The organism is Clostridium folliculivorans (genome assembly GCF_024341905.1).
Taxonomy (GTDB): Bacteria; Bacillota; Clostridia; order Clostridiales; family Clostridiaceae; genus Clostridium_AR; species Clostridium_AR folliculivorans.
The window spans coordinates 353,539-367,151 of sequence record NZ_BQXY01000005.1; the positions used below are offsets into that span (position 1 = coordinate 353,539).

11 protein-coding genes and 3 tRNA genes are annotated in these 13,613 nt (G+C 30.6%); 12 read left to right on the plus strand and 2 right to left on the minus strand.

Going from position 1 to position 13,613, the window contains the following annotated elements:
- Nucleotides 1-652 precede the first annotated feature (652 nt).
- The 3 genes from pcrA to OCU55_RS16320 all read left to right on the plus strand — a co-directional run bounded on the left by pcrA (nucleotide 653) and on the right by OCU55_RS16320 (nucleotide 5,386).
- Complete coding sequence (gene pcrA / locus OCU55_RS16310; protein WP_261853351.1) at nucleotides 653-2,956, plus strand: DNA helicase PcrA; 2,304 nt, start codon at nucleotides 653-655, stop codon at nucleotides 2,954-2,956.
- Nucleotides 2,957-3,120: 164 nt separating this feature from the next.
- Nucleotides 3,121-5,115 carry an NAD-dependent DNA ligase LigA gene (gene ligA, locus OCU55_RS16315; RefSeq protein ID WP_261853352.1) on the plus strand — a complete coding sequence of 665 codons (1,995 nt, stop codon included), beginning with the start codon at nucleotides 3,121-3,123 and terminating at the stop codon, nucleotides 5,113-5,115.
- Between the two features lies 1 nt (nucleotide 5,116).
- Complete coding sequence (locus OCU55_RS16320) at nucleotides 5,117-5,386, plus strand: hypothetical protein (RefSeq protein ID WP_261853353.1); 270 nt, start codon at nucleotides 5,117-5,119, stop codon at nucleotides 5,384-5,386.
- 268 nt (nucleotides 5,387-5,654) lie between these two features.
- Here the strand turns inward: OCU55_RS16320 and OCU55_RS16325 are convergent, their stop codons facing one another.
- On the minus strand, nucleotides 5,655-5,897 hold the full coding sequence (locus OCU55_RS16325; RefSeq protein ID WP_261853354.1) for a hypothetical protein: 243 nt from the start codon (nucleotides 5,895-5,897) through the stop codon (nucleotides 5,655-5,657).
- 377 nt (nucleotides 5,898-6,274) lie between these two features.
- On the opposite strand from OCU55_RS16325, the gene OCU55_RS16330 reads away from it, so the two are divergent.
- Nucleotides 6,275-6,664 carry a hypothetical protein gene (locus OCU55_RS16330; protein WP_261853355.1) on the plus strand — a complete coding sequence of 130 codons (390 nt, stop codon included), beginning with the start codon at nucleotides 6,275-6,277 and terminating at the stop codon, nucleotides 6,662-6,664.
- Between the two features lie 60 nt (nucleotides 6,665-6,724).
- Nucleotides 6,725-8,332 carry a peptide ABC transporter substrate-binding protein gene (locus OCU55_RS16335; protein WP_261853356.1) on the plus strand — a complete coding sequence of 536 codons (1,608 nt, stop codon included), beginning with the start codon at nucleotides 6,725-6,727 and terminating at the stop codon, nucleotides 8,330-8,332.
- Nucleotides 8,333-8,625: 293 nt separating this feature from the next.
- Here OCU55_RS16335 and OCU55_RS16340 read toward each other — a convergent pair whose 3' ends face one another.
- Nucleotides 8,626-10,122 (minus strand): hypothetical protein, encoded by a 1,497-nt coding sequence (locus OCU55_RS16340; RefSeq protein WP_261853357.1) that lies wholly within the window; start codon nucleotides 10,120-10,122, stop codon nucleotides 8,626-8,628.
- A 93-nt stretch (nucleotides 10,123-10,215) separates the two neighbouring features.
- Here OCU55_RS16340 and OCU55_RS16345 point away from each other — a divergent pair, with 93 nt between their 5' ends.
- The 7 genes from OCU55_RS16345 (at nucleotide 10,216) to OCU55_RS16375 (ending at nucleotide 13,579) form a co-directional block, all read left to right on the plus strand.
- Complete coding sequence (locus OCU55_RS16345) at nucleotides 10,216-11,193, plus strand: AIR synthase family protein (RefSeq protein ID WP_261853358.1); 978 nt, start codon at nucleotides 10,216-10,218, stop codon at nucleotides 11,191-11,193.
- Nucleotides 11,194-11,215: 22 nt separating this feature from the next.
- Entirely contained in the window at nucleotides 11,216-11,962 is a 747-nt protein-coding gene (gene rph / locus OCU55_RS16350) for a ribonuclease PH (protein WP_261853359.1), read from the plus strand.
- A gap of 1 nt (nucleotide 11,963) precedes the next feature.
- The gene (locus OCU55_RS16355; protein WP_261853360.1) at nucleotides 11,964-12,575 is read left to right on the plus strand and encodes an XTP/dITP diphosphatase; all 612 of its coding nucleotides are present in this window, start codon (nucleotides 11,964-11,966) and stop codon (nucleotides 12,573-12,575) included.
- Between the two features lie 20 nt (nucleotides 12,576-12,595).
- Nucleotides 12,596-13,069, plus strand: a complete 474-nt coding sequence (locus OCU55_RS16360; RefSeq protein ID WP_261853361.1) for a metallophosphoesterase — start codon at nucleotides 12,596-12,598, stop codon at nucleotides 13,067-13,069.
- A 218-nt stretch (nucleotides 13,070-13,287) separates the two neighbouring features.
- Nucleotides 13,288-13,363, plus strand: a tRNA-Pro gene (locus OCU55_RS16365).
- 8 nt (nucleotides 13,364-13,371) lie between these two features.
- Nucleotides 13,372-13,445 (plus strand) — tRNA-Gly (locus OCU55_RS16370).
- 57 nt (nucleotides 13,446-13,502) lie between these two features.
- A tRNA-Arg gene (locus OCU55_RS16375) sits at nucleotides 13,503-13,579 on the plus strand.
- Nucleotides 13,580-13,613 lie beyond the last annotated feature (34 nt).

Genomic DNA, 13,613 nt, shown 5'->3' on the forward strand with positions numbered 1-13,613 from the left:
TTTTATTTATTTAAAAATATATTTGCAAGAAATAAATCATATAATTGCGGGAAAATTGCATTGTGGAGATAAATTAATATATAGTATATACAATTAAAACCTAATTTATGTATAAAGAGTATTTAAAAGTTTTTAATGTCTTATATTACTTGATTAAGAGAGCAATTTTTATATTATGCATCTTTATGGAGGTACCACTTCGTAATAAAACTTATCTAAATAAAGATTCGTACAACCATGGAAATTTTTATTTGATAAATACATTTCATTTGGAACCGGTATATCTATAAATATAAAATAATCTTTGCATTTAAAGATGTAATACTTCGATAATTCTTAGACTCAAAATATGAAGTATGATATCTATACAAATGGTATATCTTTATATACCAATAACAGTGATAATTATGATATAATATAACCATACTTGACTATAATAAAAAGAGGAATAATATTCCTCTTTTTGCATTTATAAAAATATATTAGCTTTTATTAAAACTTATAGGTGTTATAGTTTTTGCTATAGTTTTTAGAGAGAACTAAGAAGAAAGTTGATTATAAAATCAATTTTTAATTACATAGGATTAGAGGGTAAGATGCAAAAAAATCATGGGGTATAACCTAAAGATTTTTAATATTAAGGAGTGATTATATGGATTTGAAAAATCTTTTGAATAAGGAACAATATGAAGCAGCTACTACTATAGATGGACAGTTACTTATACTTGCAGGTGCAGGCTCTGGAAAGACAAGGGTTTTAACTTATAGAATAGCATATATGTTAGAGGAAAGGGCTATACAACCATATAATATTTTAGCGATAACTTTTACTAACAAAGCTGCTCAAGAAATGAGAGAAAGAGTTAAATCTTTAATTGGTGATAGAGCAGATAGTATGTGGATTTCTACTTTCCACTCATCTTGTGTAAAGATATTAAGACGTGAGATAGAAAAGCTTGGCTATAAAAAAGACTTTACAATATATGATAGTTATGATCAAAAAGCTTTAGTAAAAGAATGCATAAAGCAGCTTAATATAAATGATAAAGACATCACGGAGCAAGAAGTTATATCGAAGATTGGTAAAGCGAAAGATAACTTAATTACTCCAACTCAATATAAAAGACAAAATGAGAGTGATTTCCGAGGAAATAAAATTGCAGATTTATATATAATGTACCAAAAAAGGCTAAAAGATAACAATGCCTTAGACTTTGATGATTTGATTTTTAAAACTGTTGAATTATTTCAAAATAATCCTGAAGTACTTGATTTTTATCAAAACAAGTTTAAATATGTAATGATAGATGAGTATCAGGATACTAATAGATGTCAGTATGAGTTTGTGAAGCTTTTAGCTTCAAAGCATAAAAATATCTGTGTAGTTGGTGATGATGATCAGTGTATCTATGCTTGGAGAGGTGCTGATATAAGAAATATATTAGACTTCGAAAAAGATTATCCAGGTGCTAAAGTTGTAAAATTGGAACAAAACTATAGATCAAAGGCCAATATACTGGATGCTGCAAATAATGTTATTAAGTTTAACAGCAATAGAAAATCAAAGGTACTCAGAACCGAAGCAGAAAATGGAGAAAAGATTAGAATTTACAGAGCTTTTTCTGATAATGATGAAGCGCAGTTTATAGCTTCAGAAATAAAGAAGTTTATGGAAGAGAAGGACTTAACATATAAAGACTTTGCTATTTTGTATAGAACAAATGCTCAATCACGTATATTTGAAGATTGCTTTATTAAAAGAGATATCCCGTACAGAATAATTGGAGGACTTAAATTCTATGATAGAAAAGAAATTAAGGACATAATGGGGTATCTTAAAGTAATAAACAATCCATCTGATTCAATAAGTCTTAGAAGAATAGTAAATGTACCTAAGAGAAATATAGGTGATGCAACTGTATCTAAGGTTATGGATTTTTCTAATGAATATGATGATGGTCTTTATAACTCTCTACTAGACTGTGAAAATATATCAACTTTATCACCTAGAAACATATCATCAATAAGAAAGTTTACAGATCTTATGGAAAATTTAATGGATATGTCTGAACAGATTCCTGTATCAATGCTTATAGAATATATATTAGATAAAAGTGGATATATGAAAGAACTTAAAGATTCTAAAGAGCCAGAAGATCAAAGCAGGGTTGAAAACTTAAAAGAATTAGTTTCAGCAGCAGTGGATTTTGAAAAGAGTAATGAGGAAGATAAATCTCTTAGTGCATTTTTAGAAAAGGTTGCATTAGTTCAGGATGTAGACAATATGGATCAAAATGCAGACACTTTGGTTATGATGACTGTCCACTCAGCTAAGGGGTTAGAGTTCCCTATAGTATTTATGGTTGGGATGGAAAATGGAATATTCCCAGGAACAGCATCTTTTGATTCAGAAAGTGAGATGGAAGAGTCAAGAAGATTATGCTATGTTGGAATAACTAGAGCAAGGAATGTGCTTTATATGACTTCAGCTGAAGTTAGAAAAGTTTTCGGAAGGACTGTGGCATATCCACAATCTGATTTTATAGCTGAGATCCCTAAGGAACTGAAGGATTTTGTGAAAGGTAATACAAGTGCAGGGCTTTCTACAAGAAGTTCTATGATGGCTTCGCCAAGTTATGGTGGAAGGGATTTTAACAGGAATCCTCATAGCTTAAGAAGTGATTATAATAATAACTATTCTTCAAATAGAGGTAGTTCCAAAGAGACAATGCTTGATGCAGCTAGAAAATTGAAAGAAACATTAGACAGCAGCTCAGGTGGGATGCTTACAAAAAATGAAGCCACTATGGGAAGAAAAATAAGACATCCTAAGTTTGGAATAGGGACTATTATAAAGACAATAAATGAAGGTGACGATCTTAAGCTTACAATAGCTTTTGACAGTCAAGGTATAAAAACTTTATTATTAAGTTTCGCTCCTTTAGAACTTTTATAAGAAGTTATATATTATTAAATACTCTCATATTTTGATATGAGAGTATTTAATAGATTAGAAAGTATTGTATAGAATAATATGATATGAATATTTGATTGTAGGATATTAATTTTGAACGAGAGAATCCTATAGTTTAAAGCTCAGTTAGATTGAGAGGTGCTTTCATGGATAAAATAAAGAGAATAGATGAATTAGTAGAAGAGTTAAATAGGTATGCGTATGAATATTATACTTTAAGTAATCCTTCCGTATCAGACAAGGACTATGATAAAAGATATGATGAATTAGTTACTCTTGAAAAAGAAACTTCGTATATACTTCCATATTCTCCAAGCCAGAGAGTTGGAGATACTGCACTTGCAGAGTTTTCTAAGTATACTCATAAAGCAAGATTATGGAGCTTAGATAAGGCGCAGACTGTACAAGAACTTAGAGAGTGGCACAATAGAAATATTAAGTTTATTGATGATTATAACAGAACTCATGAGGATAAACTTCCAGCCATAAGATATATAGTTACAAAGAAATTTGATGGCTTAACTATAAACTGTACTTACGATAGTAATGGTGTACTTATAAAGGCAGCTACTAGAGGTACTGGAGAAATAGGTGAGGATGTTACAGCACAAACAAAAACTATAAAGTCTCTTCCTCTTAAGATTAGTTGTAATGATGTGTTAGAGATTCATGGTGAAGCTATAATGACTAAAGAAGCTTTTGATAAGTATAATCAAGTATCAGAAGTTCCCTTAAAGAATTTAAGAAATGGCGCAGCTGGAGCACTAAGAAATCTTAATATAAAAGAGACTGCAAAGAGAAATCTATCAGCCTTTTTCTATGATGTAGGATATAAAGAAGGAAATCCTTTCAAAACCTATGAAGAGATGATGAATTTTATAAGGGAAAAAGGATTCCCAATGGATGACTATATGAAGGTATGTCATAACATGGAAGATATAGAGAAAGAAATAGAATATATAAAAAATATAAGATTTGAACTTAATTATGATATAGATGGAGCCGTTGTTGCTATTGATGACATGAGGACTAGAGAATTGCTTGGTTATACAATTAAATTTCCTAAATGGGCAATTGCTTTTAAGTTTGAAGCGCAAGAAGCAACAACGAAACTGTTGGATGTAGAATGGAATGTAGGAAGAAGTGGAAGAGTTAGTCCTACTGCATTATTGGAACCAGTGGAGTTAGCGGGGGTTACAGTAAAGAGAGCTACACTTAATAACATGGACGATGTAAGAAGAAAAGGAGTATGTATAGGTGCTGATGTGTTTGTTAGAAGATCTAATGATGTAATTCCAGAAATAATGGGAGTTGCTGGGGAAATTAATGAAGGCACAGAAGAAATCATACCTCCAACTACGTGTCCTGCTTGTGGCAGTCATATAGTGCTTAATGGGGCGCATTATTTCTGCGAGAATACTTTATCCTGTAAACCACAAATGGTTAAGACAATAGTGCATTATGCGTCAAGAGAAGCGATGAATATTGAGGGGTTTTCGGAAAAGACAGCAGAACAATTATTCGAAAAGCTTGATATAAAATCCATAACAGATTTATATAAACTTGAAAAGGAAAGTCTATTAACTCTAGAAAAGTTTGGGGATAAAAAGGCTCAAAATCTACTTAATGCTGTGGAAAATAGTAAAGATTGTCAACTACATTCTTTCATATATGCATTAGGTATACCAAATGTAGGTGTTAAAACTGCAAAGGATCTGGTTAAGAGATTTAAGAATTTAGAAAACCTTGAAAAAGCAACTTATGAAGAGCTTATTAGTGTTAGCGACATAGGTGGTATAGTTGCTAAGAGCATAATAGATTTCTTTTCAGAAGAGAAGGTTATAACAACTATAAATGAGCTGCTGGCATTAGGTGTAAAACCTAGGTTTGAGGAGTCAGAAGTTAAGGAAAATCCTTTTGAAGGTAAAACAGTTGTTGTTACTGGTTCACTAGCTTCATATAGCAGAACAGAAATAAAAGAGAAGCTAGAATCACTAGGAGCAAAAGTTTCAGGAAGTGTAAGTAAAAAGACTGACTATGTAATAGTTGGAGAAGATGCTGGTTCAAAGTATACAAAAGCTTTAGACCTTGGTTTGACTATCTTATCAGAAGATGACTTTAACAGTCTTATAGGGGGGTAAAATGAAAAGAGTTATAACTATATTAAGTCCCTTGGCAGCTGTGCTTACAAGTATAAATATAATTCTTACTTTACTTACAACCTATCAGTTTATTTATGTATCTGAGATTTTTAATTCATACTACCCGATACAAATAGGACTATGTGCTACTATGATTTTATGGGGTATTAGGTTTTACCTATTTGAGAAAGGCAGTAAAAAGATAACTTATCCGGTTATATGTTTTTTGATAGCCTCAATCTCAATATTTATGAGCATGTATGTAAGGTAATAGTAATTCTATATTAAATTAAGGATTTGTTTAAAAGATTATTGAAATAAAGTGGTTATGCAGGAGATGCTATATGAGCGAGCAATTAGAATTAAATGTTTTTTTCAGATGGAATGGCGTTAATAAACTGTACTGTTCGAACGTAGTGAGTTTACAGTTTTAGCCATGGAATATGAGAAAATCATATTAATTCTTTGCGTAAGCTCATTAAAGCATCGGATGAATAACCGCTTTATTTCGTACGATGCTTTAACAAAAAAACAGATGGTTAGATTTCACCATCTGTTTTTTTGTTTTCATTTATAGTATTAGTATTAGTTTCCCCAATTATCTCTGTTAGACTTTTGTTTTTTGTCACTAATAGATAAATGTTTTGAGTAAGTTTTTCTAATAGATAGTTTTGATATTTTATTTGGCTATAAGCATATTTAGCTATTATAAATCCCCAAATTGCCACAAAAATTATAGTAACCATACATAACACACCAATTATCTCTATTGCAAGTAACATTACCAAAACCTCCGTAAATATATTATGCTATTTTTAAGTATAAATGGATAAGTTTATAATTTAATTTACTGTTAGCCTATATGTAGATTGATAAACATATAGATATAATTTCAAAAGTATGCGCAAATATAATTTATAATAAAATACATAAATTATAATACTATAATAATCTGTTTAAGAAATTTTATCAAGTTTGTAAATTTTTATTTTGATAAATTTAATTTAAATGTAGTTTGTAATGGATGTGCAGCATATTCTATAATATGATAAAGTAAGAATTTGGAGGCAACATTGGGGTAATCAGTTCGATATATTATAAGCTTCATAAAGAGTCATTAGATAAAGCAATATTAAAATTTAAAAGAGTACCAATAGATGTGGTATTTAGAAATTTGACGAAGAACTGTTGGATATATGGGATACAATACGAAGTAATTATTAAAGATAGATTAACTCTTGAAATAAAGCTTATAGGAAAGAGAGAAAAAGTTTTATTGAAGTTTAATAAAACCTTAGTAGTATTCAAGGAAGATTATAATAGTTTCATAGATTTAGTAGAGCTTATGGAAGTAGATAAAGCTTATTTTATTACTACAGGAGTTTTTCAAGCTGAAATATATAAATTGAACAGTTGGAAGTTATCTTATCCTAAGGTTTTTTTAGAAGACAGTAAGGCATTTCTGAAAAGACAAATATGGAGTAAAAAGAAGTATAATGAACATTTGAAGTATGATAAATTAGATTTCAATAGATATCTGCCAGTATGATTAATATTATTAATGTTTGGACATAATTCAGATATATAATTCTTAAAGGAGAGTATATTGATGAAAAGAAAGCTTTCCAAACTATTGATATTAGTTATAGCTGTTGTTATATTGCAGGGATGTAGCAATATAATCGCGAAAAATAATAATGCTACTGATAATAATTCAATAACTTATGCAGTTGAAAAATTTCCTGATTCCATAAACATAACTAATAAATTAAGTCTTAGGGACAAGGATCTAATTTATTCAATTTTTGATGGATTAGTCAGTGAAAATGAAAATGGTGATATAGTTCCAGATCTTGCAGAGTCCTACTCAGTAAGTAAGGATGGCCTAGAATATGTTTTTAAACTAAGAAGTGATATTTATTGGAGTAATGGTAGTAGAATAACATCTGATGATTTTTTGAAGTTTTTTAAGAGCATTACATCTAATAAAAATAAAGATGAATACGTAAGTGAGCTCTATAATGTATACGGAGTTAAAGACTATCATGAAGGCAAAGGGACATTTGAAAAAAATGTTGCAATATCAAAAGAAGATGGAAATGTTGTAAAGTTCAGGATGAATGTAAGAGATGATAGTTTCTTAAAAAAGCTGTCCGAAGGTTATTTTAAACTTAGAGAGCTTGATGATAGTTTAGATAACTATAAGCAGAAATTTGCATCTATTAAATACTCAGGAGCATATGAAATAAAGAATGTAAATGAGGAAAAGGAAATAGAGCTGGATCTTAATGAAAAATATTGGAATAAGAAAAGTACAAACGCAAAGAAGATAATATTAAAAGTATTCACAGGTGCTGAACTTGCATTAGCAGATTTTGAATCTAAGAAGGATGTAGATATAATATTAAATATACCTAACAGTGAGATATCTAGGTTATCATCTAAAAATCTAGTAGAGATATTTCCTAATGATACTATGAAGGTTATAGAATTTAATCCGGATACTAAAAATAATAAGATGGATCTGAGCATGAGAAGAGCGTTGGAGAAGTCTATTTTAAATACTATAACAGGTAATTCTTTAGTAAAAGAGGATAGGTTTCAGCTAGCTCTAGGAGAGTTAGAAAGAAAAGCATTGAAATCTAATGAAAGCATTGTAAGTTCAACTGTTACAGATAATTCAAAAAACTTAGATTCAATTAAGGAACAAGTTAATAATCTGCTTGGTAAATCAAGCTATGAGGGTAAGACCTTGAAGTTAGTATGTTTGAAAGATGATGAGAATAAAAGTATATGTGAATTCATATCAAAAAATCTTAAAGACATATATAATATAACCGTAAAATACAACCTATTAGATCAAGATCAATTAAAAAAGACTGTATCCGCTGGGGATTATGAATTACTTCTAGAAGATATAACTTCTAGTTCTGACACATATGGTCAGTTAGTGAATAGGTGGATTGCAAATAATAAGGGGAAAGCTATAGACAATAAAGATATAAATGACATGATATCCACAAATACTTTGAAAAAAGATGAAACTGTGGATAGTAAAAATAAAAGCCTTGTAAAACTATTAAGAGATAACAACTATATAGTACCATTGCTTTTTGATAACCTAATTTGTGTTAAGTCAGATAAGGTGGATAATATAACCTTTAGTAAAGATGGAATTTTAAATCTTAACCAAATTGAAGTTAATGCTACTAATTAGAGTATTAAATAGTGATGAAAATTTATAAGTAAATAAATTATTAAAAAATATATGGATATACTCTCATTTTGTGAAATGAATAAAAAATTCACTGAAGGACCTTCTTCAGTGAATTTTTTTACGCATCTGCCTTTCCGAATGAATATTAGGAAAGTTTGGCAGGTGAACAAGTTTTATTTTTTACTGTATAGCCATAAAAAGATTGTGAAAGCATTGAAACATATGGACTTAATCGGAATGAAAGGTCTATATTCTCCTTTACAGTAAAAAAAGGAGCAAAGTTATGCTCCTCTTTAAAGTTTATTGCAAGTCTCATCAGTTGTTTCGGCTGTTATATCTAATACTTCATTTTCGCTAGTATCTACTTCTACTTTTTCTTTTGGTAATGTCTCCTCAGTGAAGAAAAAAGACTTCAGGATAGTATCTTTAAATAGAAATATTATATTAAAGAAGTTAGTTAAATTCTTTGCGCTATCAAAGGTTATCTTAGTGGTTACGAAGTTTTCCTTCTTTTTTGAATATGAGATTTTCTTTAAAAATATTGGAGCGGTGCCAGTGGTGTCTGGTGATGGAGTAGTACTAACTCTAAACATTGATTCCTCAATAAGATCAGTGGAGTTTAAGGTTAGATTCTTATATCTCTCGTCACTATCTAATGATGGTGCATCTGGCCAAGAAATCACAAGTCCTGAAGTGATATAAAACTGTCTAAATAGTGTGGAAATCATAGCCTTAAAATCTCTTGAAGATTCATATTTTTCATAAAGAAGCATGTTTAGCATATAATTATTCACTTCTGTGCAATCATATTTTATATCCTTCTTTTCCATTGGTTTTAAAAATATTCCTGAGTTATCATCAAATAATCTTTTGTGTCTCTCGCTAATTTGCAAGAAGTTATCTTTGAAAGATTCAATTCCTGTATTCTTATAAGATAAATGAAGATTTATTGCCATTAAGCAAGAATAATCTAAATTATCAAGGATGTAATTCTTCTCATTGTATTTATCAACTAAATAATCTGTGATATCAATTAAGAATAATTTTACATCATCATTATTAGAATACTTGTAAAGAACATTAAATGCGAAACAAATCTTGCAGCATTCCTGGAAGGATAAGTCATAAATTTCTTCTTTATAGTTTAAAAACATATTTAATATGTCAAGAGAAAAGTCTTTATACATTTCTCTATCCTCATCAAATGTACTTATGTTCCAATAAAGATAATATGCAACCATCATTAAAGCTTGATCAGAAAATTTGAATTTTTTATCTTTATCGATAAGATTAAATTCACTATTTCCTTCTGATAAGTTCTTTTTATCTACAAAAACGCCATCTGTGTTTCTTAATTGTTTAGAATAAAAATCCAACTGTTGTTTAGCTAGGGCTCTATAAATCTTTGCCATTGAATAGTTGCTACTAGAAGATTTCTCAAACTTTGCATAAAACTCTGAAAGCTCTAATATACTCAAAGTCATCAACGCATTTGAGGAACTACTAATTTCTTTCTTAACACCGTCCTCGGACCAACCGTGAAAATGCTTAGTTGATGCAAACTTTGGAGACCCTTTTTTATAAATACATAAAAGTGGAGAAAAATCTTTTATTATGTTAATATCATTGTTAGAAAGATACTTTTTGGAAGTTTTTGTTGAGGAAATTAGACCACAACGAGATTGCAATACGATGTGTTTCAGTGCTTCCCGTGAAAGAAAGAATAGCTGGCTTTCTATCTCCAATGAAGTCAGACTATTTATTCTAAAAAAAGGACCTATATACTTCAATGTATCCACCTCATAAAATTAATACTTATATTAATAATATGTTAGTTGCAGTGAAAAATTGCATAAGTATATATATAAACAAGGAGAACATTTATGAAATCAGGAAAATTAAACTGGGATGATCTTAAAGACTTAATAAATAACAACAAATCAGTTAAAAGAGATGAAGTAAGAGTACGAAATGGAGTAGGAGAAGATTGCTCTGTTATAGACTTTGGAGAATATGAATGTGTAATATCTACTGATCCAATAACTGGTGCAGCTGAAAATATAGGTAGACTTGCTGTTCATGTAAATTGTAATGATGTAGCATCCTGTGGAGTAGACCCTATGGCTATATTGGTTACTATATTGGCACCAGAAAATACTACATTTGAAGAAATAAACGATGTAATGAAGCAAATAAATGAGGAAACTTCAAAGATAAACGTTGAAATAATTGGAGGTCATACAGAAATAACTTCTGCAGTAAATAGAATTGTTGTTTCTTGTACTGTCCTTGGCAAATGTATTAGTGGTAAAGCAGTATCAACAGCAGGAGCTAAAATAGGTGATGATATAGTTGTAACCAAAAGTCTTGCTCTAGAAGGTACTAATATAATAGTAAATGATAAAATTGATAATCTAAAAGATGTATTAACAAAAGAAGAGATACACGAAGCTAAAGAATATATTAATAAGATTAGTGTTATAATGGAAGGGAAAGTAAGTGGAGAGTTCGGCGTAAATAGTATGCACGATATTACTGAAGGCGGAGTGCTAGGAGCGCTTTGGGAACTGGCTGATGCTTCTAATGTAGGATTTAAAGTATATGAAGATAGAATGCCTATTACCGCTGTAACTAAGAAGGTATGTAAGGTATTTAATATAGATCCTCTTAAATTAATATCTTCTGGCAGCATGATTATAACTACTAAAAATGGTGAAGAACTTGTAAAACTACTAATGAAAAATGGAATTAATTCTACTATAATTGGTAATATAACAAATGATAAAGGAATATTAGTTAAAGAATTAGAAGGGGAAGTTATAGTTCCTCAACCTGAAAGAGATGAACTTTTTTCTATATGATATTTATGAAGGAGGCAATTTTATGAGAATAGACGGAAGAAAAAATGAGGGGTTAAGACCTATAAAGCTAACAAGAAATTATACAAAGTATGCAGAAGGCTCAGTACTTATAGAAATGGGAGATACAAAGGTATTATGTAATGCATCAATAGAAGAAAAGGTGCCACCATTTTTAAAGGGTAGTGGAGAAGGATGGATAACAGCAGAATATAATATGCTACCTAGATCAACTCAATCTAGAAAACCAAGAGATATAGTTAAGCTAAAAATAGATGGTAGAACTATGGAGATACAAAGACTTATAGGAAGAGCTCTAAGATCTGTGGTAGATTTAAAAGCACTTGGAGAGAAGACTATATGGATTGATTGTGATGTTATTCAAGCTGATGGAGGAACAAGAACAGCATCAATTTCAGGAGCTTTTGTAGCCCTAGTAGATGCTGTTAACAGGCTTCATAAGAATCAACCATTTAAAGTTTTTCCAATAAGAAGTTTTGTTGGAGCTGTAAGTGTTGGAATATTAAATGATGAGAAAATTGCAGATTTATGTTATGAAGAAGACTCTAAGGCTAAAGTTGATATGAATATTGTTATGACTGATACTGGAGAGTTTATTGAAGTGCAAGGAACTGGAGAGGAAAGTCCTTTTTCAAGAAAGGATTTAGATGAACTTCTATCCTTAGGAGAAAAAGGTGTTAAGCATATAATTCAAGCGCAAAAAGATGTGTTAAAGACAGATAGCTTGTGGATAGGTACAGGGGGGAAATAAAATGAAGTCAATTATTGTAGCTAGTAATAATGATCATAAAATAAAAGAAATAAAACAAATATTAAGGGATGTAAATGTAGAAGTAAAATCGCTTAAAGAATGTAATATAGATATAGATGTGGTAGAGGATGGTAAGACATTTTTAGAAAACTCTTATAAAAAAGCTAGTGAAATTTATAAATACGCAAAAGAAGAAGGATTAGAGGATTTTCTTATAATGGCTGATGATTCAGGCTTAGAGGTTGATTACCTAAATGGAGAACCGGGAGTGTATTCGGCAAGATATGCAGGAGAACATGGAAATAACAAAAAAAATAATGAAAAATTGTTAGAGAAATTGAAGGGTGTACCATCTGAAAAGAGAAAGGCAGCCTTTGTTTGTGCTATAGTTTTAATAAATAGTGATGGAAACACTGTAAAGGTAGAAGAAAGAGCATATGGGGTCATAAAAGAAGAATTAACCGGAGTAGAAGGGTTTGGATATGATCCTCTATTTTTCGTGCCAGAATTTAATAAAACCTTTGCAGAAATGACAGCAGATGAGAAGAATTCAATAAGTCATAGGGGCAAAGCATTAGATGTAGTAAAAAAAGAACTAAAGAATCTAATTTAAATTTGGAGGCATAGTAGAAAATGCTCGTAGCTGTAGTTAGTGATACTCATGGTATTACAGAATATATAGATAAAGTAAAGAAAATGATAAATAAGAGTGATATATTGATTCATTTAGGTGATAATATAACTGATTTAGAATATATCATTAAAGAGTACAACGGAAGAGTTTATGGTGTTAAAGGGAATTGTGACTTCTCAAACAATTATCCTTTAGATATGATTGTTGAAGTTTTAGATAAAAAAATTTTTATTACACATGGACATAAATACAATGTAAAATATGATTTGAATTCTATATATTTTAAAGCCAAAGAAGTAGCTGCTGATGCTGCTTTATTTGGCCATACTCATCAATCACTTGTAACACAACATAGCAATATATGGCTTGTAAATCCAGGCAGTGCCTCACTTCCTAGAATGAGCAAAAGAAGTATAGCTTTCATAGAAGTTGAGGAAGGGAAGCCTTTATATCCTTATTTAGTGGAACTGTAATACATATGAGTAATTAGTTATATTCTGAATATTTTAATTCGTTTTAATCTTAAAACTTTTGGTTACATAAATTGGTATATCGGCGCAAAGTATTACAAATACTAGGTTTGTAAGGAAAAGTGCTTAAAAAACTTTTTTCGAAAAGGGTATTGACTCTAATAATAACATCGTGTAGAATAATCTTTGTCGCCGAAAGGTTACCAAGTTGTGAAAACAAACGGGGTGTAGCGCAGATGGGAGCGCGCGTGGTTTGGGACCATGAGGTCGCAGGTTCGATCCCTGTCACCCCGACCAGTTAGTATGCGGGTATCGTATATCGGTAATACTCCAGCCTTCCAAGCTGAAAAGGTGGGTTCGACTCCCACTACCCGCTCCAAAAAACATCTTGACAAAAGATGTTGGATTTAGTAAAATAATCAATGTTGTTTAACATGCGTCTTTAGCTCAGCTGGATAGAGCAACGCCCTTCTAAGGCGTGGGCCAGGGGTTCGAATCCCTTAAGACGCACCATTATGCGCCATTAGCTCAGTTGGTAGAGCACCTG

Bases quoted from the DNA above. Each gene is read 5' to 3' on its own strand.
- pcrA (WP_261853351.1), top strand. From the start codon at position 653: ATGGATTTGAAAAATCTTTTGAATAAGGAACAATATGAAGCAGCTACT.
- ligA (WP_261853352.1), top strand. From the start codon at position 3,121: ATGGATAAAATAAAGAGAATAGATGAATTAGTAGAAGAGTTAAATAGG.
- OCU55_RS16320 (WP_261853353.1), top strand. From the start codon at position 5,117: ATGAAAAGAGTTATAACTATATTAAGTCCCTTGGCAGCTGTGCTTACA.
- OCU55_RS16325 (WP_261853354.1), bottom strand. From the start codon at position 5,897: ATGTTACTTGCAATAGAGATAATTGGTGTGTTATGTATGGTTACTATA.
- OCU55_RS16335 (WP_261853356.1), top strand. From the start codon at position 6,725: ATGAAAAGAAAGCTTTCCAAACTATTGATATTAGTTATAGCTGTTGTT.
- OCU55_RS16345 (WP_261853358.1), top strand. From the start codon at position 10,216: ATGAAATCAGGAAAATTAAACTGGGATGATCTTAAAGACTTAATAAAT.
- rph (WP_261853359.1), top strand. From the start codon at position 11,216: ATGAGAATAGACGGAAGAAAAAATGAGGGGTTAAGACCTATAAAGCTA.
- OCU55_RS16355 (WP_261853360.1), top strand. From the start codon at position 11,964: ATGAAGTCAATTATTGTAGCTAGTAATAATGATCATAAAATAAAAGAA.
- OCU55_RS16360 (WP_261853361.1), top strand. From the start codon at position 12,596: ATGCTCGTAGCTGTAGTTAGTGATACTCATGGTATTACAGAATATATA.